Genomic DNA, 24097 nt, shown 5'->3' on the forward strand with positions numbered 1-24097 from the left:
TTCAGTCAACCAAAGGATATAACACAATAAGTCGGCTATCGTTCATCACACTTGGTATATTGTAGATAAATCCATCTTTAATCATCAAAACAATTGTGTTTGCGTTCAGTTTATCGACTATCATCTTTCTTTTAGGATTGGGAACTCGGGCTCTTTGAGCTTTCATTAATATAAAAGGTGTTTTCGTATTTTGTGGGTTCATCGTTGTTCTGCTAGTACGCCATAAATGAACGAACTCTACTTTGCTCGTTTATAGAAATGCCCCAATTCAAAAAAATGCAAGATGGGAGATTGATTGCCCCTCTAAGTCACAATCGCCATGTTTTTCAATCCTTTCGCTCAAATAGCATCCGTCTCCAATATCGGCTCCTAAAATTCTTTATAGAAAAAGCTGTTTAACAAAGGATTCATCCTTGTTAAACAGCTTTTTAAGCAATTTTAATATTATTTTCGAATTTTTTCTATTTCAACTGCTACAAATTGTACACTTGTTCCAACAATCACTTGAATACTTTGTGGACCTACAACATTAACCCCCGGAACACCTGTGGCTTTAATTTTCTGTTGATTGACATTATCCATATTTACTACTTCTACACGTAAACGGGTTGCGCAATAATCAACAGAAACAACGTTAGCATCTCCGCCTAAACCTTCATAAATATTCGTTGCCAAAATAGAAAATTTATAACTAGTCGATTGTTGAACGGTTTCTTCATTTTCTTCTTCCGACTCATCTTCTCTTCCCGGTGTTTTCAAATCAAATTTTACGATTAAGTATCGGAACAAGAAATAGTAAATAGCTCCAAATACTAAACCTTGAAGTAATAACATTAGCGGTAGATTTGCAATTGGTATACTAAGACTTAAAAAGTAATCAATAAATCCTGCACTAAACCCAAAACCTGCTGTCCAATGGAATGATGCCGCTATGAATAGTGAAAGACCTGTTAAAACCGCATGTACAACATAAAGTACTGGAGCTAAGAACATAAATACAAATTCAATTGGTTCTGTAACACCAGTAAAGAAGGAAGCAAACCCTGCTGCTAACATTAAAGCTGCAATTTGTTTTTTTCTGTTTGTTTTAGCAGTATGATACATTGCAAGAGCCGCTGCTGGTAATCCGAACATCATTATAGGGAAGAAGCCAGCCTGATACATTCCTGTGACACCTTTGACACCTTTACTAGCCCAGAAGTTCCCGATATCGTTAATACCGATAGTATCAAACCAAAACACAGCATTTAAAGCATGGTGTAAACCAGTTGGAATAAGTAAACGATTAAAGAATCCATATAGTCCAGCACCAACTGCTCCTAAACTGCTAATAGATTCACCAAATGATACCAATCCACCATAAACGATTGGCCAAATAAAGAATAATACCGCTGAAACTACTAACATCGAAACTGCAGTTATGATTGGTACAAATCGCTTCCCACTAAAGAACGCTAAGAAATCTGGTAATTTCACCTGACTAAATCGATTGAACATTATTGCAGCTATAATTCCAGAAATAATCCCTATAAATACATTATCAATTCTCTCAAAAGCTGCGTTTACATTAGCAGGATCGACACTTTGTAATAGGGCTACTGAGTTTGTTGATAGCATTGTCGTCACAACTAAGAAGGCTATTAAACCACTTAATGCAGCAGACCCATCCTTTTCCTTCGCCATTCCTAATGCTACACCAACCGCAAAAAGGATCGGTATATGGTCAATAATCGAAGCCCCAGCAGTAAGTAAAAAAGCTGCAAATACATTTCCGGATCCCCATCCATCATGGTCAATCCAATATCCTATCCCCATTAAAATAGCTGCGGCTGGCAATACCGCAACAGGTAGCATTAGAGAGCGCCCTAGCTTTTGTAAATATTTCATCATAACAATCCCATTCCCCTTTTCATCGTTATGTGATAAATAATTTAAAAATATTAAATGATTGCGTTATACAAAGTTTTTATTACTCGTAAAATATTATTCTAATATATCATTGCGCACCACTATTCATAACCTCATGCACACTCACCTCCTTGTTTGCACTTTATTTAGAAGATGCTGTCATCAATAATGTTTCACCTATAATACATTCTTTTACTACTTCATATTGAACTTCTCTTTCATCACTATTCGTAATAACAATAGGCGTTATTACACTGCTAGCTTGTTCTCGAATATAGTCCCAATCTACTTCTATGAGCAACTGGCCGATTGAAACTCGTTCACCCTCTTTAACAAAAACTGTAAAGCCTTGTCCTTTTAAAGAAACCGTTTCTAGACCAATATGAATAAGAATCTCCGTCCCATCATTTGAACGAAGAGCAATTGCATGTTTGGTTCCTGATAGGAGAAGAACTGTGCCGTCTATTGGAGAATGGATGCTTCCTCCTTTTGGCATGATTGCCACTCCTTCACCCATCATTTTTTGACTAAAGACAGGATCTGGAACTTGATTTAGTGAAAGTATTTCCCCAGTGATTGGTGCATAAATATGTAATTTATGTTTCCTAAAAAGCTTTGTAAACACGCTGATTGACTCCTTTATATTCATTTTTAGGGAAACTCAAAAAAATTGTATACCTCATTTATATTGTGCAATCACAACATACAGAACAAAAAACATGAGGTTAACGAAAAGAAAAAAATTCTCTAACCTCAAGCTTATTTGGTTTATTTTAACTATCGATAAGGTTCTTTTTAGTTGGAAAACTAAATTTGAGACAAACAAAAACCCTCCACCGTTTGATTTCTCATACGGTAAAGGGTTATAAACGAGTAATAGTATAGCTGTCTATTTATTAATAATAACGAAGGTTATTTCCTTTTTCAGATATTTCATGCGCTAGTAGGATAATTGAAACAGCCAATTCTGCATAGGTCGTTTCTCGATCTGGGTAAAAGTTATTTTGATCGGTCTTTAATAATCCCATTGAATTTGCTAAAGCAACATAACCGGCGTATTCTGGTTTTACTTTATTTGCATCGGCAAAGTCAAGTTTATAAATATTACTATTTCTTGCTGCTTGGTCTAGTCCCAGAACGCGGATATACCAAACTGCTAATTCTTCTTTTTTAATTGGAGAATCAAGATCGAAGTTCTCGTTATCTGGTTTAATAATCCCTACATCAACCGCACGTTCAATTACTTGATATAGCGGGTGTTTAGGATCAATATTTTTAAACGTTTGGCTCTTGTTTTCTGTTTCATTATAATAACTATTACTATAAAAATAAGTAAGGGAATTCATCATTACTTTTAATGCTTCTCCTTTTGAAACAGACGCATCTCCATTAAAGTTTTTAGTATCTTTAATATCTAAAACTTTAGCATTTATGAGATAATTAAGTTCTTCTTCTGCCCAAGGATGGGTAATGGTAGAAGTACTCTTTCCATTATATAAGCTGCTCCATTCCCCCGAGTTTGCATCTAAAACACTAAAAGAGTCTTTATTAAATGTCGGTAAGTATACTAAATCATAGTGAAGATTTTCTTTTTTATTATCTGATTTCATATAATTAAGTTCTAAGCTTAAATTCTTTTTCAAAATAGCTTTAGCATCTTCTTTTGAAATAGCTTTGTCAATTGATGGCCATTTTTCCATCTCTTGATAGTTGACATTAAGGCTTCTTAATGAACCATCAGCACCTATACCTACATTAAGTTGATCGCCCATTACAACAATACCATTTACAATTCGAGGGAAAGAGAAATTATAAGTACCTAGTCTCTCTTCAAAATAAGGTTCATCTACTGGCATTGCATAGTTGTGTAGATGAGAAGGAGCCCATTCCTTTAAATATTTTATAGCTTGTGTGCGCGCATCTTTCTCAGAAATTGGATTGTCTTTTTTAGATTTCTCACCAATTTGTTCTAAAAGGTCGCTTGTCATATCGCTGTATTGTACAATTTCACCTGTTTTTTTATCTAATTCAAAACTTGTTCCAGATCCGCCGTTCGCATATTGATACATGTACTGAATACGAATGACTTCCTGTCCATCATAGTTTTTTGTTTCTTCGACAGAATCAATGTTTAATTTAACTTTATCACTTTTTACTTTAAGCATTTGTTCCGCAATTTTCTTTGCTTGTTCTAAAGTAATTCCTTTTTGTTTTGGTGGAAGTTGTTTTGCTGAAAGCATTTCGATCTTTGCGTTCTTTGGAAACTCAGCTGAATAGCCATCAGCTGTTAGCCATTTTCCGGTAGCAGCATTAACTCCACGCAATTTAGTAGATGGTTGATAAACTAGTTGAACACTGCGGTCACCGGTTCGATAATCATTATTAACTTGGTATTGCAAATCAACCGTTAGATTTTCTTTCATTTTTTCTAAAATTCCATCTTTATCTTTTAATTGTTTGGCATCATCAAAAGTAAAAGATTTCTTTTGCATAGCATTTTGATAAAAATTAACTACTTCACCATTCCCTTGAACAGTCACTTCAATTCTTTGATCCATGATGGATATTTGATTTTTTGTGCGGGCAAAAGAAAAGGAATAACGAATTGGTTCTGATAGTAGTTGGCTTGGGTAATAATTGAAAGGGTCTGTTTCTAGCTGATATTCCGCTCCCACTAAAAATTTCTTAACAAAATCATTTGCAATTTTTCTAGCATCTTCTTTTGAAACCTTTGCAGGGAATAAAGATTCTTTTTCAACTGGTGGCTGGTAGTAAAATTGATCAATGTCTAATTCCTCACCAACAAAGGTAACACCACCACTTACTTGTTTTCCATTTACTGTCTTATGGAAAGATAAATTATAACGTAACGCACCATCATCATCGGGATAGTAACGACCACCACTATTCATATAGAAATCATTATTCGATAAAAAATCAAACTTTTTTGGAAACAGCTCATGAAGCTTCTTAATTAAATCGTTTTTTGTGAAATTTTTTTCTGTTGCAGCGACTTGAATCTGTACTTTTTCTGGTTGCATATTCATTGTAGGTGAAGCATTGGCCATAGACGAAAACATTCCAAGAGATAGTGCGGATGAAGTTAAAACAATACCAATTTTTTTTAAATTAACCAAGATAACCCTCCTATTCCAGTTGTATTTTAATTGTACACTAAATTCTGTAAAATGAAAATGAAAACTTCTATCTTTTTTTACTTTCAATTGGTAATTGCAAACATCCCTGGGGATTAGCAAGAAAATCAAGACCCCAGACGGAGCGTAGCGTAGGACGTGGCTTATACTTGTAGATTTACAAGCGTCAGCCTGCAGCTTAAATTAACCTGTTTAAGGAAGAAATTGGCTTTTCTCTGTAGATGAGGACTTTCGTGAAACGTGAGCCATGGTAGTTTCCTATCTTTTTAAAAAAGGGATTTTCTATCTAATACTATTAGATAGAAAATCCCTCACGCGTTTGCATCTTAAGATTTCGACTATACTCCAATGAAGAATTACCCATCTCACTTCTGAGATTTTTCTAGGATGGAAGGTTTTCATTTCGTTTAATTAATATCTGAAAGCATTTCTATTTTCAGAAATTTCATGGGCAAGGAGAATTGTTGAAACTGCTAACTCTGCATATGTCACTTCTTGACTAGGTTTGAATTGGTTATTATCCATTTTAAATAAACCAATAGAGTTTGCTATAGCAACGTAACCCGTATACTCTTTTTGAACCTTATTCGCATCTGCAAAATCAAGTTTATAAATATTACTATATTTAGCCGATTGCTCTTGACCTAGTACTCTTATATACCATGCCGCTAATTCTTCTCTTGTGATAGGATTATCCACATCGAAGTTCTTACTATTTGGTTTAATGACACCCATATCTACAGCACGTTCTATTGCTTGGTATAACGGGTGTTTAGGGTCAATATTATCAAACGTTTGTTTCTTATTTTCGTTATTAGAATAATACATACCTTCGTAGAAATAAGTGAGGGAATTTAACAAAACTTTTAAAGCTTCCCCTTTTGAGACAGCAGCATCCCCGTTAAATTTTTTAGTATCTTTAACATCTAATATTTTGGCACTAATAAGGTAATTTAATTCTTCTTCAGCCCAAGGATGTGAAATCGCTGCTGGACTTTTTCCATTGTCCAAGCTATTCCATTCTCCCGTAGTAGCATCTAAAAAGCTAAACGAGTTTTCGTTAAAAACAGGGACATATATTAGATCATATTGATTTTTTTTGTCTTGCATTGGTTTCAGATAAGTAATTTTTAAGCTTAGGGATTCTTTTAATTTTGCTAACGCATCTTTTTCAGAAATGACTTTATCTATTGATGGCCATTTTTCAATTTCTTGATAATTGATATACAAGTTATTTAAAGAACCGTCTCCTGCAATACCTACGTTAATTTGTTCTCCAATCACCATAACGCCATTTACCACTCTTGGAAAGGAGAATTGATAGGATTGTTGCATTTCATCAAAATAAGCATCGTCTACTGGCAACGCATAGTTGTGTAGATAGGATGGTATCATCTCTTTTACATATTTTACTGCTTGAGCAAGCGCTTCTTTTTGCGTCAGTAATTTCTCTTTACTTGGCTTTTCTCCATTTTGTTGTAATATGTCTCTGGTGATGTCGTAATACTGAGTAATTTCGCCGGTGCTCTTATTAATTTCCAAACTTGTTCCATGTCCGCCATTCGCATAGTCATACATATAGTCCACACGGATTATATTCTGACCGTTATAATTTTGAACCTCGTCTATTGCATTAATGGTTAGTTTAATTTTATTCGACTTTGATTTTGATTGGATAAATTTTTCTGCAATTTTCTTTGCCTCTTCTAAAATAACTCCTTTATGTTTTGGAGGAATTGGTTTCGCAGAAATTTTTTCTAGTTTTGTTTTCTTTGGACTTTCTTCTAAGTAACCATTTGAAGTAAGCCACTTACCAGTAGAAGCTTGAATTCCTTGTGTTTTGGAAGATGGTTGGTAAACGAGCTTAACACGGCGTTCACCTGTTCTGTAGTCCATATCTAATTGATATTGTAATTCAACAGCAAGATTATCTTTCGCTTTCTTTAATAGCTTATCTTTATCTATTAATTGTTTAGTAGCTTCAAAGGTAGCAGATCTTTTATAAGGGCTCATGTAAAAGTTAGTCACTTCGCCATTTCCTAGAACAGTTATCTCAATTCTTTGATCAGAAATGGGTACTTTGTTTTTGGTGCGAGTAAAGGAAAAGTTATAACGAATGGGCTCTGTTAAAATTTGTTGTGGATAATAATCGAAAGAGTCTGTTTCTAGTTGATATTCTTGATCGGCAATAAATTTTTGCATAAATTGATCTGCAATTTTTCTTGCTTCTTCTTTGGATACTTTTGCAGGAAATAGTGCATCTTTTTCATTCGTTGGTTGAAAGTAAAACGATTCAATTTCTAAATTTTCTCCTACAAATCCAACACTACCGTACAAGGATTTTCCATTTAGTAACTTATTGAAGGATAAATTATACCGAACCTCTTTATCATCATAATAGTAGTAACCGGTTCCCATTTGAAAATCACTCGCTGTTAAATAGTCAAACTGTTTTGGAAATAATGCTTGAAATTTCTTGATTAAATCATTCTTGGTGTAAACTTTTTCGGTAGCAGCTACTTGGATTTGTATTTTTTGTGGTGTTTCATTTCCTGTTGGAGAAGCATATGCAATGGATGACAACATGCCTAATGTTAATACGGAAGATGATAATGTAAAACCAACTTTCTTTAAATTAACCAATATAATCCCCCTATTTCAGTGGTGTTTGAGTTGGGCTCTAAACTGTGTAAAATGAAATCGTTTTTTCATGATTCCCTTTCTAATGGCAATTGGAAGCAATTCTATAGAGTCTATGAATGATAGCGTAGAAACATTCCATTGAAATAAAAAAAGATTTTCTATCTAATACTTAAATTAGGTAGAAAACCTTATAAGTGAATCAATTTTATAATTCAAATTTAGAGTATAAAACACGAACAATATTAAAGTGAAATGTAGAATATGTATAAGCTACTTTTCATAAATCAGAATGATTTCCGCTATAGGAGGACGTTTTCCGCAGAGTGAGCGATAGTTCATCACCGCTGGAGTCGCCGCCTGTCTCTCCAATCAATAAATTAAGAATTGTTCGTATTTTAATTATTAAATACTATTTATGAAATTAACTCGGCATTTGCCAATCCATTAATATTTCCTTAAAGGGACTTTTCTTGAAACTTTAGTACTCCTTTTATCCCGCTTCTAACATTTCCATAAAAGTTGCAGATACTTTTTCATACTCTTCGTCCGTTTCTAGTTCAGCTAGCTCCCCTCCATCAACATTTCGGTAAAAGAATACACCTACCTCTTTCTCGTTCTTTTCTTGCCCATCATCTGCAAATGCAAAAGCCGCGTATTCTTTATCTTCTATAGTTAGCAAACCGATTACTTCAATTTTTTGTTTCTGATTGTCTCGATCCATCACCGAAAGAATATCCCCAACCTCAATGCTTCCCATTTTTTCTAACATGACAAAACCCTCCTTATATTTTCATTCAATTAACGCTTCCAAATTAGTCTACCCTTCGAATGTTCGATTCATCCCCCAAAAATATAGATTGAATTTAAGTAACGCTAGAGTCCTTTAAGTGCACATTGTCTTCTTTAGTTTCAGAGTGCATTGGACGAAATAATTGCTACACTTTTACCGTTACTATGAGCTGCATCTATTACCATTTTAACAAGCCTTAGTATTGCATGATAATATGCTTCTTGAGCTAAAAGATGAGAGTGTCCACAACCAAATAATTGTAATATGCCCTCTTTCCTAAAGCTTTCTGCTATGTATTTTGGAGGCTATTTTTATATTCTTTTGTTCCCGCTCTGCTACATCCTGCAATAAACATTGTATCTCTTGAAAATAAGCATGCATTTGATTACCTATTAATCTCACTTATAAATTTATAACGATCTGCACGATATATACTACGTACTAATTCAAACGGAATACCATCAATTAGAAAACTAGTTCTTTTAATAATTAAACCCGCAGTCAAATCGTCCATTGCCAAACACTCACTATCTTCTTTGGATAAAATAGCAGCTTCAATTTCTTGAATTGCATTTCCTATTTTCTGATGACGATGTGTCTCTATTAGTGTATACAAAGATCCCATTATTTTCTTTTCATCTAGTTCAGGAAAAATTTTAACTGGTATAAATGTTCTTTCAATAGCCATTGGTTTTTCATCCGCGTATCTAATACGAACAACATAGAAAACTTCTTCCCTCTTCTCTAATTGCAAATCCTTCGCAATATCAAATGAAGGAATCATTTTTTCAAATTGGATAAGTTTATTACTAGGCTTCATTCCTCTTGCTTTCATATCTTCTGTAAAGCTTGTTAAACCATGTAAAGACTGCTCCCTCTTTGGATTAGCTACGAATGTGCCTCTTCCTTTTTCTCTATAGAGCAAATTAGTATTTACTAGGTTTGTAATAGATTGTCTGACAGTCATCCGACTAACACCTAGCTGTTCAGATAACTCTCGCTCGGAAGAAATATTCTCTCCAACCTTATATTCTCCTAGAAGAATGCGTTGCTTTAGCAATTCCTGTATTTGAACATAGATGGGGACATGAGAATTTTTATCTATCAAACCATTCATCGCCCTTCTTGATAACGGAACTATTATTTTTCAAATACAATATTGCCACGACAAATTGTTTTTTGTACCTGCAAATTTCTATCCATTAAAACTAAGTCCGCATCCAGACCTTCTGCGATATATCCTTTATTCTTTAGATTTAATTGCTTAGCAGCATTTCCAGAGGACATCAAAACAATCTCTTGTAAAGAACAGCCCGTTACATCTCGAATATTACGAACAGCTTGATCCATCGTTAGGATACTACCGGCCAGAGAACCATTTGGAAGATGTGCTCCATGTTCTGTAACATGAACTATTTGTCCTCCCAAATCATAGTCTCCATATGGCAATCCTTTCGCTCGCATAGCGTCCGTAATTAAAATAATTCCTTCCGCATGTTTTAAACGATATGCCATTTTTACGGCATTCCGATGACTATGGAAGAAGTCAACAATAATCTCTGTTTTAATCTTTTCTTCTATTAACACAGTCCCAACTACTCCCGGTTCACGATGATGAAAAGGGCTCATTTGGTTAAATAAATGTGTGGCTTGCTTAGCACCTAACTTTACAGCCTTTTCAACTTCTTCAGTAGTCGCATCTGAATGACCGATGGAAACAACAACGCCTTGATCACTAATTGCTTCTACAAATTTAAAGCCACTCGTTACTTCTGGTGCAACAGTTATTTGTTTTATACGTTTCCCACTTAGTTTTTGCCAACGATTAAATTGTTCTATAGAAGGTTCTATAACATGTTCAATTGGTTGTGCGCCAACTCGTTTTTGGGAAATATAAGGACCTTCTATATGTACCCCCAATAGTTCTGCTTCATCAACATTACTTTCAAAACGGCCAACATTCACTAAAGCATCCTCTATAGCATTCACCTGTTGTGTCATCGTTGTTGCTAAAAAACTCGTCGTTCCCTCTTTTAGCAAAGAACGTGCCATCCCTCTAAGTGTTTCCTCCGTTGCATCCATTGTGTCAAAGCCAGCGGACCCATGAATATGCATATCAATAAAACCAGGAAACAAAATCCACTCTTTAGAAGTACCATCGATTTGTTGATCCGCATCGAGCAATAAATTATTTCCTATCTTTTTGATTTTACCGTCCTCGAGAAATACATCACTTATGAAATCTTGATCATGATTCACTAATCTAACATTTGATATAAGTATCGTTTTTACCACTATTCATATCTCCTTAAAACCAGACTCGGAACTGTGTATTCTTTCTGGTTTCAACTATTTTATTTGGACTAGTTGTCTATACCAATTATAAAACGTTTTCATAATAATCAAAAGATATTATTCTTTATTTTCTAAATATTACACTTTTTATTTAATCAATTTCATAATTCAATAACTTAGCCTCAAAATCAGAACAAAGTTGATTTCTGCTTTAGGCGAACGTTTTCCGCTCCTATCAATAAAATGATTATTGTTCGTGTCAGATCTGTTGATTAGCCAAAAATGACCGGTAAATCACTACTTAACTTTGTATATGCAGCATTTATATAAACTAGCATTGCTTATATTAAAGCGGGAAAGGAACGCATTGTTTATATAGTTCGTATTAGTTATAGCTATTATTTTCGCTACAGGGCGGACGCTTTCCGCCGGGTGAGCGATGAGCCATCGCCGACGCTACGCGTTCGCCTGCGATTGCTCATCTGTCTCACTCATCCGGCTGGAGTCGCGCCCTTTCGCTACAATCCCATAGGGCCTTGCTGTCTAATCAGTATATATGCTCTTATTAACGGAGAAATACTTCCGCTTGAACGAATTTTAGTGGATGCTATCTATTTCTTTTTAGTTCCAAGATTAATTTTAAAATGCTTTTTAGAATTCAAGAATTGCATAACCAAGTGCACTTATTAAAATTTTATAGAACTACGGGACCAATTTTTATTCATCCGAGACTAATTGGAAGGCACTGAAAAAATAGCGTGGTATGAAGCTATAAATTAAGCTACCCTCAATAAATGAGATTCAAATAGAAATTTTTACAAAACACCACAATTACAAAAAGGGAAAAGCTAGAACAGCTTTTCCCTTTTTTTCTGTATTCATTTGCAATACAAACTCTTTTAGTCTTCTTCAGCTATTCTAAATGCTGCAGATACTTTTTCGAATTCCTCGTCACTCTCGATCATGGATAATTCCTCGTCGTCTTCCACTCGGAAAAAGAAAATGTCAATATCCTCTTCCGATTCTCCTTCGATATCGTCTACAAAGCTAACAGCAGCATATTCGTTGTCCTCAACAGTTAACAGACCTAGTACTTCCATTTCCTGCTCTTGATCGTTTTCGTCTAGTACAGTAAAAATTTCGCCAACTTCTACTTTTCCTGTATTTTCTTCCATTCCAAATTCCTCCTTTGATAAATTCTTTTAGCTCTCTAATTCAACTTACATTCAATTATCTAACATATGAGACCTTTTAGCAAAAGTTAAACGAGACCAGAGCCATGTGGAACTTTGAAAATGCATCCACGATAGGAAAACAACTATTCATTAAGCCTATTTTTAATATCCAGCGAAACTTTTTTAAAAGCTTTTTTAGACCCCCTTTCCATATCATGTTGGAATTTTCGTTCTTCATAACTAAGAAATAAAGAATTTAAATCATATCCTTTTGGATATAAATCGATTGCTTTTCCTTCAAGTTCCAATCTCTTTGCATTTACCTTAATTATTTCATTTTTGTAGAACACTAAAATGTTATTAAGACTATCCTTTTTCGCATAAACAATTCCAAAGTCATCTTGTTCAGTTAATTTCACTCTGTCTCCCACTTCGAATTCATAAGTTGTAACTTCTTGAATAGTAGGTTGTACTGGCTTTCTTATTTTACTTTCTTTCACGAGTTCTAAATCATAGTTTTTATTTTCTATATAGTGCTGTGCTTTTTGCAGTACCTTTTCACGTAAATTCATTTTCCTAGAGATCCATAGAGCATTGCTGTCTCCTGACTTACCAATTAAAAGTTTATACATTGGCTCCAATTCTTCACTGTTGAATTGCATCGCGGCATTCATAAAATCACCGTGAATTTCCGAGTAACGTTTAATTTCACCATAGTGAGTTGTCGCAACTGTAATACATCCCATCTGATAAAATTCTTCAAGTATAGCAATTGCTAGAGCAGCACCCTCGTTCGGTTCAGTACCACTTCCGATTTCATCAAAAAGGAGAAGTGTGTTATTCGTCGAGGCACTCATAATTTCGGAGATGTTTTTCATATGGGACGAGAAGGTACTAAGTGAATTTTCAATACTTTGATTGTCACCTATGTCCACAAATATACAATCGAAAATTGCTATTTCCGTCCCTTCATCTGCCGCAATATGAAAACCCGACATGACAGCTAGTGTTAGTATGCCTATCGTTTTCAGTACTACTGTCTTCCCACCAGCATTAGGTCCCGTGATAATCAAGCTACGATAGTCTTTTCCAATTTCAAAGTCTAGCGGAACAATAGTCCCTTGCAAAAGAGGATGCTTGCAATTCTTCAACTTGATATAGCCATGGTTATTTAACTTTGGCTCCATTGCACCCATCCTTTTACTATACTTCGCTTTTGCAAAAATCATGTCATATTGACCTATTAATTCGATATTAATGTTAATTTGTCTAACTTCTTCATAAATAGCTCCGGAAATAGTCGCTAAAATTTGATACTCTTCCATTGATTCGTCCGATTTAAGCATTGCTAATTCTGCATTTAACTTGGAAATAGCAGCTGGCTCAATAAATACAGTTGACCCTTTAGAAGAAGATTCTATAATCGTTCCTTCCACCTGATTTTTATAAGAAGCTTTAATAGGAATCGTAAAACGATCATCTTTTTTACTTATAAAGAATTCTTGAATATATTCTTTATTGGCACTGCTTTTTAGAAATTTATTTAAACGCTCTTCTATCTTTTCTTCTGTTTTAGCAATATGATTTCGAATTCGCTTTAAATCTTTACTAGCATCCGAATCCACTCTATTTCCACTAATTGAGTGATTAATACTTTCTTCTATATCCTTAAATTCCATCATCGAATGGGAATAGGAATGTAATACTGGAGCAAAAAACTCTTTATCTATCATAAACTTCTTTATTGTTCTGCAACCTCTTAAGAAGTCCGATATTGCTACTAATTCAGAGGGACCTAGTATCATCCCTTTTTCTAGCTTTTCCATCTGATGACTTATATTTGAAATTCCTTTCAGTGGAAGATGACTCTCTGCATCCAGTAACTTCCTCGCTTCAGTCGTTTCGTTTAATCTAATTTTAACCACTTTACTATTTGAGCTTGGTTGAAGCTTATCCAGTAACTCCTTCCCTAAACTACTTACACAATAGAATTTCACCATTTCCTTTAATTCGTTATATTGTAATTTTTCATAAGTCATTGTTTTCATGTGTATTCCTCCTTAACTAATCAAATTCGCCTTGGCGGATTTGCGTCCAGATTTTGAATTGAGCTTACTCAATTCAAAATCTGTGACATCCGCCGGAGGCTCTAATTTCATTCAGTAGGGGTTTGAACCCCTACTGAATGAAATTAGAAAATACCCGCAAGAGTCTCTCCTACCTTTCCATTTTCACGGTGAAACCGAAAAATGGATAGAAAGCTCCTGCGGGCATTAGCCTTGCGTATTACAAGGCATTTTCATCGTCAACAAAAATGAACAAAAGAAAAAAAGCATGACAGGACAAATCCCGCCATGCTCTTCGTCTTAACATACAATTATGTTAAACGAGTATATGGAAAAGGAAGCAGTCTCTAGGTAGGTATTCACACTGTTAAGTAAACACTGTGAAAAAAGGCATATTTAATAAACTGAAATAAAACCAGTTACAAAAAGCCTTATTAAACTAAATTAGTATTAGTTCATACCTACTTTTGACATACTACACCACACCTTTTATAAGAATATTTACAATATACCATCATTTAGATATAGAGTCAATTCCATAAAACAAACTGACCAGTTCTTCAACAAAAGGTATTGTAGTATTGGGCTCAAACTTATATAATAACTATAGTGGTAGCAAGAGTTATTGCTTTCATTAACATCTGTCTTGAAATTCGGTCTTGTAGCTCAGTTGGGAGAGCGCCACCTCGACAAGGTGGGGGTCGCAAGTTCGAGACTTGTCGAGACCATCATTACCATAAGTCTGTAAACGTTGAAATATCAATGTTTACAGGCTTATTCTTTGATTAGATTTCCTAAGCATATACCTCAAATTTTAAAGTTTGTCCGCAATTTGTCCGCAAGATTTTCACTGTATTAGTTTGTTTGACTTTGAATAGTCTGGTGAAAAGTATCAGCGATGTCATTATCCGTGTTCGGTAATAAATGCGCATAGAATTCTAATGTTATTTTTGGATTTGCATGACCCAATCGTTTAGAAATTTTAACGATATCTATACCTACCGAAATAAGAATGGATGCATGGGTGTGTCGAATATCATGGAAACGAATATTTGGTACCTTGGCGGTCTTTACAATACGTTTCATTACTCGAACAACATTGCGTGGATCTTGTAGGCTTCCTGTATTTGTGCAAATGACTAGGTCTTGGTCGGCAAATACAGTTCCCACTAGCTCCTTCCATTCTTCTATTCGTTTTTTTTGCAAAACTAATTCATTGAGAACGAATTCTGGAATAGGGATTTGTCGCTTGGAATTTTTCGTTTTCAATGATGTGAAAACATAACCCTTTTTAGGGACATGTGCTAACGATCTTTTCACATGAATTACTTTTTGTTCTAAGTCTATATCAATCCAATGTAGCCCTAAAATCTCTCCTCTTCGCATCCCCGTATAGATGGCAAGTAAAAAAGTTAAATAATGCCGCTCTCCTTTGCAGTTTCGAAGAAACTCCTGTATATCTTTAAGTGACCAAATAGACATTTCCTCGTACTTGACTGATGGTGGATCTGCATCGCCCACTGGATTGAACATTATTTTTTTCCATTTAACAGCTTGGCTAAATGCCTGATTTAATAGTTGATGCATTTTCCGAATGTAACTCGTACTATATTTTTCTTGTAATTTTTGGTTATAGAATAAATCAATATCCGCCGTAGTAACTTTAGCTATTTCTTTGTTTGCAAACACATTCTCTTGTAGGAGGTGTTTCTCTATAATGTACCTACAGTTCGTCGCGGATGTTTGTTTAATCCTATTACTGTAATGGTTATCGAACCAATTTAGAATATAATCTGAGAAGATTTCTTTGCTCAGTTCTATATAACAGTTTTCATCTAGTAGTAGTTCAATCTTCCGAGCTGCTGTCTCTGCATCCCTCTTTTTAATGAATCCTCCTTTACTTATTTGTTTACGTTTTCCAGTTAACGGGTCATATCCTATATTAATTGTATATGAGTATGTTTTACCTCTTTTCCTGATGTGCGCCAATTATAAATTACCTCCAATATTTTTTGCGCGACAAAAAGGTAAACAAGTGGTCTAGTAACCAGTCTGACCATTCATTTAACCTTTTATAATTGTGCGTTGAGATTTTATCGATTACTTAACCAAAAAATAAACTCATCTCTCAACACCCTTTTACACCTACCTATTTTAATTAGTGGAAAGTCATCTTTTTCCATTAGTTCATAGGCAGTTGGTTTAGAGACTCTAAGAATTTCACTGATGTCATTGGCAGTTAAGATAATAGGATAAGTGCCGATATCAATTTGCTTCATATAATAAGCCACATCACTTTATTCATTTTTAACATTTAGAACCACTTATTTTTTTGCTGTCATTTTTCTCCGTGAACTTCACCTTGCAAATTTGATTTTTCATTTTTAGCTCTTCCTCCCATTCTTTTAATATTGCTAATCCATTATCACGTTTACTTGTTGATTGACCTTGAACATCTTTATCCAAAAGAAACCCTCCTAAGGCTTTTACCTTAAGAGGGTTTCTATATCTTATAATATTTTTCATTTAACCAATATTTTGGCTAACATTATTAAAGCAAGTTTCTAATTGTGTTTTACAAAGCAAAAGAGTCAGAAAGGTAATTTTAAAAGATAATGTTAATTTCCTTTTCTTCCATTAACTTAGTTAATTCTTCGTCCTTCATTTCAAATAATACATTTCTCCATAAAAGATCTTTATTCAGATAAACAATATTTTGATCTTTATTATCTTCTATTGAAATTAATATACATAGTTTTTGATTGGTTCTTAGAAATGCATCCCGAATAAAAATCTCACTTTTCATACCTACAGATTCCTCTAACTTTTTAAGTTCTGGATAATTAATGTTCGCTTTATTGACTAGATGCATTTCAATTGTAAAAAAATTCTCGCGTATATCCACTCGAGCAAATAAATGTCTTGAATTCCCAGCATCAAAAAAGTTGTTTTTTATTTTAACGCCAAAAATTCTTCTTTTTAATCTTGATGTCTGATTCATTTCAAAAAGAATTTCTCCAATTAATCCATTCAAATTCATTTTTTTAATTTTAGAAGTTTTATATTCTGTAAATGAATTAATCATTTCATATTCCGCAGACGTATTTTCTAAATAGCGTGATGGAAGGTCTAATACAATCGCTAAATCATAAATCATCTCTTGTGAAGTAGTCCTTTGTGATATTACTTGACTCTCCCTATTATATTCCAAATTTTTTCTAATAAAATCACTTATTTGACTACTGCTAAAGTCAATAAAGAGTTCTATTTCATCATCAATTAAATCAAATAGACCTTTCATAACTCTGCAACGTAGACCGATTGAAATGATAGATAAAAACCCATCCAATAAGTATTGATTATTATTTACAATATATTTTAATTCTTTCAAATTATCATATTTACTTAAACCTCTTTTTTTGAGGTATTCCGGAAAACTAATTTCCTCTTTGATTAGTTGTTGGAATCGTTTTATATTGTCCACTTCAATCTTACTGATTTTCATCTAATCATCACCTGAGTGAAATATACCTTTCTCAAAGTGATACGAATCCTTTAGCCAATATTTTGGCTAAAGGATTCCATTTTGTAATTTTCGCAAATACTTTAATAAACGACCATTTCATTTATAGTATTTTTAATTAGATATTCAACCAAATTAATTTCCCATTTTGTATTTTCCATTAATATTCTAATTGGCACCCTAGAATGTCCAACTGTTTTCTGATCATGAATCGGTAAATCCGTAATATTCTCAAGCTAAAAACTAGTGGCCACTGATAATTTAAAGACATATAGTTAATTTTCAATTGAACACCTCCAAAAAACTTGCAGGGTTCTTAAATTCTCTGCAAGTATAGAATTAATAAAAATGGGACAAAGTTAGGATGAATACTTGGTCTAATTCAATTACGAACTAGATTCCGTTTCATTTTTCCAAAATGCAAAAAAGCACTTTTGAATAAATGGACAAACCAATCCCCTTGAAGGGTAATTGTCTGAACACTTACTAAAAGTGCTTTTAAGTAAACCTCTGCCGCGTGGTGGAGGCCAATAAATAAATTCTATATAATTATATTTTACTTCATACTATCTTCATTATCAAGTGAAATTTCAAATATTTATCGCAAACTAATACTTCATTGGAGGGAGACGTAAATGGATCACAAAGTAACTAAACATAGTTTTTCTTATAACAAAGAAGATCAATCTAGAGAAATCATGGAGGAATTTAGAAGAAGATCATCTTCAACTAAACAAAAAGATATCGAGAAATTTGTAGATTTCTTTTATAAGGAATGTCAAAAAGACAGCTTTCTTTTCAGCTCAAATAATCATCTTCAACTAAATAAGTTAAACCTATCTCATGCAATGAAAATACAGGAACAAGTGGAGACATTATTTAGTCTGAACGAGTTAGATGTAAAAGAAGCCAATTCCTATTTGTATTTCTTTGATAAGTTTTGTAAGCTTCTCACACAAAAAGAAGTAGCAAAGATATATTATATTCTACCTATAAAACAAAACATCTCAAAAAAAAATAAAAATCCTACTCTTCCTCTCATTACTGATTTTGAAATTTTTTTGAACTTAAAAAGATATTCCCATTCGACCATTAGATGTTCGTTGGTTAATATTAAAACTTTCTTGAAATTTGTAAATTACATTCCTGAAATTCGGTCTACAAATGAATCTTGGTCAACTAGCTTTAAAAGATTTGAAGAACACTTGATTAAAAAATCACTTTTAGAAAATATTCAACTTAGCAGTGCTTATGAATATTTAAAAGCAGTAAGATTATTTTCCAGGTTTTTATATGAAAATAAAGAAATAAACTTTTTTTATAATATACCAACTAAAATGATACAAAATGCTAAACGGTGTAATGAATATACAAATGAGTCAGATATTCTCTTAGTAATAAAATGTATATTTGAATACTCTAAGAATGTTTTAAGGGATATTTCAATCTTCCTCATTATTTTAGAAACTGGGTGCAGACCGATAGAAATAGTTAATTTAAAAATTGATGATGTATATTTACACGAAAAGCTAATAGTATTAAAGAGCAAAAAGTCTCATCAAAGAACTTTGTTAATATCAAGCATGACTTGTTCGCTTATTAAAGAGTACTTAAAAATCCGCAAAAATTATCTGATTAATCAAACCGATTCTTTATTTATAAATAAATTCGGAAACCAAATAACGAGTTCAAATATATCTAACTTGTTTCGAAAATATAATAAACCTTTTCAAGAAAAAAGTTTTACTCCTAAAACACTAAGACATACTTTCATAACAAACGCACTAAATAACGGAAATAGTATGGAACAAGTAAGGGAAATTGTTGGCCATAAACATCTAATTTCTACCCATTATTATTTTTACAGGAATATTGAAAAATTAAAAATAATATTTTTAGACAAAAAACTATTTTAATTGGAGGATTTTTAATGTCATTAAATAGAAAAACCAATATGTCTATTGAAGAAATATGTACTCAACTAGGTATTTCCGAGACAGCTTTTTTAAAATTCCTTGAAACATCTAACGATGAATTCTCGAGTGTTAAAAAGTCTATTGAAAATAATGAAACCGTTCTTTTTGTGATAGATAAATATCTAGAACACCTTAAAACATTAGTAAAAATTAATAAAAGATCTAAAGAAACAGCCAAAACTTATAATAACTTTCTAATAAGAGTTAAATCATACATTTCAAGTACTTATCCTTCATTAAAAATTAACGAATTTAACGAAGTTATATTAAATGAAATAATCACTAAAGATAGTATAGAAAATAAAGAGTACTCTGTTAGAACCATTAATAAATATAATGCCATTATAAAAAGTCTATTAAAGTTTACTTATGATATGGATTTTTCAAATAAAGATTTTCGTCATAAGTTCACAATAGAAAAAACTTCCTTACTACCTAGGTATATTAAAGAAGAAGATATCCCTAAAGTTTTGGAGACCACTAAGAAATTATCTAAACCAATTAGATGTAGAGCAATAATTATGTTTTTACTACTGACTGGTTGCCGTGTAAGTGAAATATCAATTGTTAAAGTAAAAGATTTTGATATTGAAAATAATTTAATTTATATATTAGGTAAAGGAAATAAGAAACGAATTGTCCCTATGTTCCCTCAACTTAAAGATGAAATACTATATTATTTACAAAAAAGTGGGATGAAAGAATGGGACCCTCAATGTGAAGGATATCTTTTTGCGAGAGATGAGAATCTTATAAGAAACAGAAATTTTCCTATTAGGACTATTCAAAATACCGTTGATCGTATACGAGACCATTTACCTGAGCTCACTTATATCACATCTCATTCTTTTAGACATACATTTGCCGTATATTGTCTTAAAATTGGCGTTAAAGAACACCTTCTTACTGAGATTTTAGGTCACACTGATCCAAAAACCACTATGACATATACAAAATTACGTGGGGAAGATTTAAGAGATGCTATTATGAATAAGTTTCCTTTCCCGTTTGAAAAACTCTTAAATGTTATAAACGGGGGATTAAAATGAATACAGCTTTAGAAGAACTTGAAATTTACAAAAAAAATGTACGCTTAGCCAAATCTACTCTCTATACTTATACCTTATATTTAAAAAAATTTCTCAAATACTTATCAGAAGAAATGGAAAATGACCTTCACTTAATTTATTTGGACAAAGTCTCTAAATTAATTGACATTAATGGTAGAATAATCAGATATTTTCCGATTAATAGTAAAATAATCGACAATTATTTATCACTTATTAAACATAAAGGATTTAATGTTTTGAAAGATAATTATAAAGCCTTAATGAGTTTTTTCAAATTTCTAGAACACAATTACAATTTTTCAAACCCTATGTATACTTTGGAATTTCAACTGAAAGATTATTTAGAAGAAAAAAAGTATTTTACAGTCCTAACTCGAGGGAATATCTTAAAGTTGCTAAACACAATTCATGTCCATTCAGACAATTTAGAGAGAGATGTTAATCTATTTTTAACTTTAATTTCAACTGGTTGTAGAATTGGTGAAATACTTAAATTAAAATGTGAAGAAATAGATGGTACCAACGATACACTCTTTCTTAATAAGACCAAAACCAAAGTAGAAAGATTGTTGTTTTTAAGAATTGAAATGGGAAAGGCATTAAAAAAGTACACAATAAATTGTAACAGAAAATCAAGTGATTTTGTATTTTTGTCAGATGATAATAAACCCTTTACTAATAAAGAAATAAATACTTTATTAAAAAAATACTTGGAAATAGCCAGACTACCAATTATAACTGTACATGGACTAAGACGTACCTTTGCAACCATAATGGCAGATCAAGGTACCCCAATAGACGTCATTAGACAGTTACTAGGCCATGAAAGCTTAAGCACTACAAAGCAATATATAAATCCACATTATGTACGCAACAAAGACTTTAATGCCCCTAATAACAAATTGATTCTAGATTACCTAAATCATAAAATCTGATTGCATATTGGATGTAATATAGATGAGAGGACACATCTCAGTTAAATCAATAAAATTGAAATTACGAGAGGACGTGTCCGACCATAAGTAAAAAAAATTACAATAATGAATTTAAACAAACAGTAGTCGAGCTTTATCGTTCGGGTACCTCGGTCAATCAACTAGCCAGCGAATATGGTGTTTCAGAAGTAACCATTTATAAATGGATTAAACTACATTCTCCAATTGAGGGAACTGGAGAGTTAACCGCATACGGCGTTCCAACTAATTCAATTCAATTTAATCATTAACACTTTTGTTATTGGAATACCTTCCGTGTCTCAATTCTTCCGTTTCAATAAGTCGGTGCCTCCCTTGGGAGGTGAACCTCTTTTAGTCTTACGGGAACCTTATTAACCGATAAAGATTTGCCTTAAATGATTAAGTGATTCTTCATTAGTCTAGTGGCTATCCCTCCATGTGGATTAGACATTTCATTGGTACTGTGCCACCACTTTCACTGATACAAAGATAAGTTATACAGTAGCTATTCTCGCTAGTGTTTTCCTTATCAACGTTTCTTCGGAAGTAAGCCCTCCACGTTATCAGCTTACAATGTTGAATTATATCTATTATAGAAAGAACTTAGGTGCTTCCTCTAAGCCTGTTAGCCGTTCATATGCCTGTAACATATCATGGATTTTCATATTACTTATTCTTACTCATCCACTGCTAACCTCACATTTGGTGATATACACATTTCTATGTATCGTGCTTGTAGACCTGTACATTCGGAAGTTCGTCAGCAACCCCTTTCTTGTAGGGCATAATGCATTCTCACCATATTCATTCAACTCAAGCATCATGATTTACACCACCCCCGCGGGTAGGCTTTCGTCAGCCGAACTGCTACGGTAAATTCTCACGCCTTTTCGCCGAGCTTATAACACGATCATTCTTACTAAATCTAATGCTATTCGACTAAGATAGAGCCCTTCAAAACGTTACTTTATCATTTGACTCTTCGATATAACCCTTCAGTTCCAAAGGAACTGTCTAGCCTTTACCAGAGAGATGTGACCACCCTCCATTTAAACTAGAAACATTTCGCACAAGTAAAGCACCCGGTAGTTGAAGAACAAAGTTCGTTAAAACATACCAAAAAAGTTAGTTCTTAATATTGAAATTACTAATATCATGCCAAATACTAATCGACTCATAGTAAAAATATATGCTTTTTTATTATCCGCATATTTCCATTCCATCAATGCTCGAACTGCCTCGGACAATATAGTTAAACCGAATAATAAATACCATGACTCTAAGAACCAAATTCGTTCTGTATAATCTCGAGTGACATTAATAAAAGATCCCAATATTATAAAAGCGATGAAAATCATTCTAATCGTCCAATCGATTTCTTGGTGTTTGTCATTCACGTGGTTATGTGAAAAACGCTTCTTCTTTTCAACTTTCAACCACCTTCTCATAACTGAACCAAAAATAATAAACAATAATGAAAAAATTACTATCACGAAGATCAACTTAAGCCAGACTATCGGTTCAATACCAAACACAATAACATTACCTCCCATTCAATGCAGAATACTTATATTATTATTCTACGGTTAATAATCACAATTGTTTCACCCTGTGACATTAGTTCAACAAGAAAAAAAGAGATGCATTTGCAACCCATGATCTATAACTAAAGTACCCGTTAGCCATCCATGAAGCGCAAAATCCGTGCTTCACCACAGAGAATGAAAATAGTTAGGAAGTGTCATACTGATACTGACCTTAATCCAGTCAACCGTCATCCATAGACTTATTTACGCTCTCCTCTTTTTTTAAACGATTAAGCAGGGGTCTTTTTGTATTGTCATTTTTCTTTTCCTGAAGAAACTAATTTTCATGGTAGTTTAAGTACAATACTTCACAATCTTTTTTACGCCTTGTTCAAAATGATTCCAAACCTTTGTTGTAACTAACTTACAAAGAACTTGCATAAAAACGTTTATAAATAATGTTCATAGGAAAAGCCACAAAATGTTGATTTCACAATATTTTGTGGTCTTTTAATGTACTCCCAAACTTTCATTTCGGAACGTTATTTAATTGCAAAATTTATATTGTATTCACTCATAGTCTATCTCCTCTAATTTTGTTCAGATTCGTTCATTACTTGTATTTTTTTTATATAAAATATAGTTGTATATAAAATCTAAAATTGAAGCCATATAAGCCGTGCCAGCTAAAATTAAGGTAGGGGAATCGTAGCCGTAATAAATAAAGTCTTGTGTGTATAAAAAGATTAACCATACGCTCGTAAAGAAAAAGAGAGAAATATCGTACCCAATGCTTAAATGACGTTTAATATTTTTTAAAAATCGAAATTAAAAACAATAATTCTAAAAAAGACAAATAGAAATAAAAAAATAATATAAGCAGTGGTAACGTAATAAACTGGAGCTGGAATTGGAGGCGTTTCAAAGTAATGCAATGGAATTTGTGGCATAGAATAACTCCTTATATAGTGTTTATAAATAGTTTATCGATTTCTAAAACACATCTCAATAAAA

20 protein-coding genes and 1 tRNA gene are annotated in these 24097 nt (G+C 33.1%); 5 read left to right on the top strand and 16 right to left on the bottom strand.

All coding sequences use genetic code 11. From position 1 onward, the window contains the following. Position 1: 1 nt before the first annotated feature. The 11 genes from PB01_RS16740 to PB01_RS16790 all read right to left on the bottom strand — a co-directional run bounded on the left by PB01_RS16740 (position 2) and on the right by PB01_RS16790 (position 14014). Positions 2 to 202, bottom strand: a complete 201-nt coding sequence (locus PB01_RS16740; RefSeq protein WP_151701243.1) for a hypothetical protein — start codon at positions 200 to 202, stop codon at positions 2 to 4. A 242-nt stretch (positions 203 to 444) separates the two neighbouring features. Next, positions 445 to 1890 carry an N-acetylglucosamine-specific PTS transporter subunit IIBC gene (nagE, locus tag PB01_RS16745; RefSeq protein ID WP_151701244.1) on the bottom strand — a complete coding sequence of 482 codons (1446 nt, stop codon included), beginning with the start codon at positions 1888 to 1890 and terminating at the stop codon, positions 445 to 447. A gap of 160 nt (positions 1891 to 2050) precedes the next feature. Next, a complete protein-coding gene (locus PB01_RS16750) occupies positions 2051 to 2533 on the bottom strand; it encodes a PTS sugar transporter subunit IIA (protein WP_151701245.1) in 483 nt (160 codons plus the stop codon). Between the two features lie 271 nt (positions 2534 to 2804). Continuing rightward, positions 2805 to 5132 carry a YcdB/YcdC domain-containing protein gene (locus PB01_RS16755; protein WP_151701246.1) on the bottom strand — a complete coding sequence of 776 codons (2328 nt, stop codon included), beginning with the start codon at positions 5130 to 5132 and terminating at the stop codon, positions 2805 to 2807. A gap of 342 nt (positions 5133 to 5474) precedes the next feature. Beyond that, positions 5475 to 7706 carry a YcdB/YcdC domain-containing protein gene (locus tag PB01_RS16760; RefSeq protein ID WP_151701247.1) on the bottom strand — a complete coding sequence of 744 codons (2232 nt, stop codon included), beginning with the start codon at positions 7704 to 7706 and terminating at the stop codon, positions 5475 to 5477. 490 nt (positions 7707 to 8196) lie between these two features. After that, the gene (locus PB01_RS16765) at positions 8197 to 8475 is read right to left on the bottom strand and encodes a DUF1292 domain-containing protein (RefSeq protein ID WP_225986079.1); all 279 of its coding nucleotides are present in this window, start codon (positions 8473 to 8475) and stop codon (positions 8197 to 8199) included. A 140-nt stretch (positions 8476 to 8615) separates the two neighbouring features. After that, complete coding sequence (locus PB01_RS21970; protein WP_151702091.1) at positions 8616 to 8789, bottom strand: SIS domain-containing protein; 174 nt, start codon at positions 8787 to 8789, stop codon at positions 8616 to 8618. Between the two features lie 92 nt (positions 8790 to 8881). Next, positions 8882 to 9604, bottom strand: coding sequence for a GntR family transcriptional regulator (locus tag PB01_RS16775; RefSeq protein WP_151701248.1), 723 nt, complete (start codon positions 9602 to 9604; stop codon positions 8882 to 8884). Between the two features lie 32 nt (positions 9605 to 9636). Beyond that, positions 9637 to 10791: an N-acetylglucosamine-6-phosphate deacetylase gene (gene nagA, locus PB01_RS16780; protein ID WP_151701249.1), complete on the bottom strand. Its 1155-nt coding sequence runs from the start codon at positions 10789 to 10791 to the stop codon at positions 9637 to 9639. An 899-nt stretch (positions 10792 to 11690) separates the two neighbouring features. Then, entirely contained in the window at positions 11691 to 11966 is a 276-nt protein-coding gene (locus PB01_RS16785; RefSeq protein ID WP_151701250.1) for a DUF1292 domain-containing protein, read from the bottom strand. A gap of 143 nt (positions 11967 to 12109) precedes the next feature. After that, entirely contained in the window at positions 12110 to 14014 is a 1905-nt protein-coding gene (locus PB01_RS16790; protein ID WP_151701251.1) for an endonuclease MutS2, read from the bottom strand. Between the two features lie 673 nt (positions 14015 to 14687). Between PB01_RS16790 and PB01_RS16795 the strand changes: the two genes are divergently transcribed. Further along, positions 14688 to 14760 (top strand) — tRNA-Val (locus PB01_RS16795). 127 nt (positions 14761 to 14887) lie between these two features. On the opposite strand, the gene PB01_RS16800 is transcribed toward PB01_RS16795, so the two are convergent. From PB01_RS16800 to PB01_RS16810, 4 genes are all read right to left on the bottom strand, one after another. Continuing rightward, positions 14888 to 16021 carry a site-specific integrase gene (locus tag PB01_RS16800; protein WP_151701252.1) on the bottom strand — a complete coding sequence of 378 codons (1134 nt, stop codon included), beginning with the start codon at positions 16019 to 16021 and terminating at the stop codon, positions 14888 to 14890. A gap of 104 nt (positions 16022 to 16125) precedes the next feature. Next, entirely contained in the window at positions 16126 to 16311 is a 186-nt protein-coding gene (locus PB01_RS16805) for a helix-turn-helix transcriptional regulator (protein WP_151702092.1), read from the bottom strand. A gap of 28 nt (positions 16312 to 16339) precedes the next feature. Further along, positions 16340 to 16498: a hypothetical protein gene (locus tag PB01_RS21115; RefSeq protein ID WP_192797378.1), complete on the bottom strand. Its 159-nt coding sequence runs from the start codon at positions 16496 to 16498 to the stop codon at positions 16340 to 16342. 139 nt (positions 16499 to 16637) lie between these two features. Further along, positions 16638 to 17537, bottom strand: a complete 900-nt coding sequence (locus tag PB01_RS16810) for a hypothetical protein (RefSeq protein WP_151701253.1) — start codon at positions 17535 to 17537, stop codon at positions 16638 to 16640. Positions 17538 to 18190: 653 nt separating this feature from the next. Here PB01_RS16810 and PB01_RS16815 point away from each other — a divergent pair. The 4 genes from PB01_RS16815 to PB01_RS16830 all read left to right on the top strand — a co-directional run bounded on the left by PB01_RS16815 (position 18191) and on the right by PB01_RS16830 (position 21826). Next, a complete protein-coding gene (locus PB01_RS16815; RefSeq protein WP_151701254.1) occupies positions 18191 to 19471 on the top strand; it encodes a tyrosine-type recombinase/integrase in 1281 nt (426 codons plus the stop codon). Positions 19472 to 19485: 14 nt separating this feature from the next. Next, positions 19486 to 20580, top strand: a complete 1095-nt coding sequence (locus PB01_RS16820; protein WP_151701255.1) for a tyrosine-type recombinase/integrase — start codon at positions 19486 to 19488, stop codon at positions 20578 to 20580. Beyond that, positions 20577 to 21536, top strand: a complete 960-nt coding sequence (locus PB01_RS16825) for a tyrosine-type recombinase/integrase (protein WP_151701256.1) — start codon at positions 20577 to 20579, stop codon at positions 21534 to 21536. The genes PB01_RS16820 and PB01_RS16825 overlap by 4 nt, the downstream gene beginning before the upstream one ends. Positions 21537 to 21619: 83 nt before the next feature. Next, positions 21620 to 21826 (top strand): transposase, encoded by a 207-nt coding sequence (locus PB01_RS16830; RefSeq protein WP_264158184.1) that lies wholly within the window; start codon positions 21620 to 21622, stop codon positions 21824 to 21826. 837 nt (positions 21827 to 22663) lie between these two features. On the opposite strand, the gene PB01_RS16835 is transcribed toward PB01_RS16830, so the two are convergent. After that, positions 22664 to 23092, bottom strand: a complete 429-nt coding sequence (locus PB01_RS16835) for a DUF4181 domain-containing protein (RefSeq protein ID WP_151701257.1) — start codon at positions 23090 to 23092, stop codon at positions 22664 to 22666. Positions 23093 to 24097: the final 1005 nt, after the last annotated feature.

The organism is Psychrobacillus glaciei (assembly GCF_008973485.1).
GTDB lineage: Bacteria > Bacillota > Bacilli > Bacillales_A > Planococcaceae > Psychrobacillus > Psychrobacillus glaciei.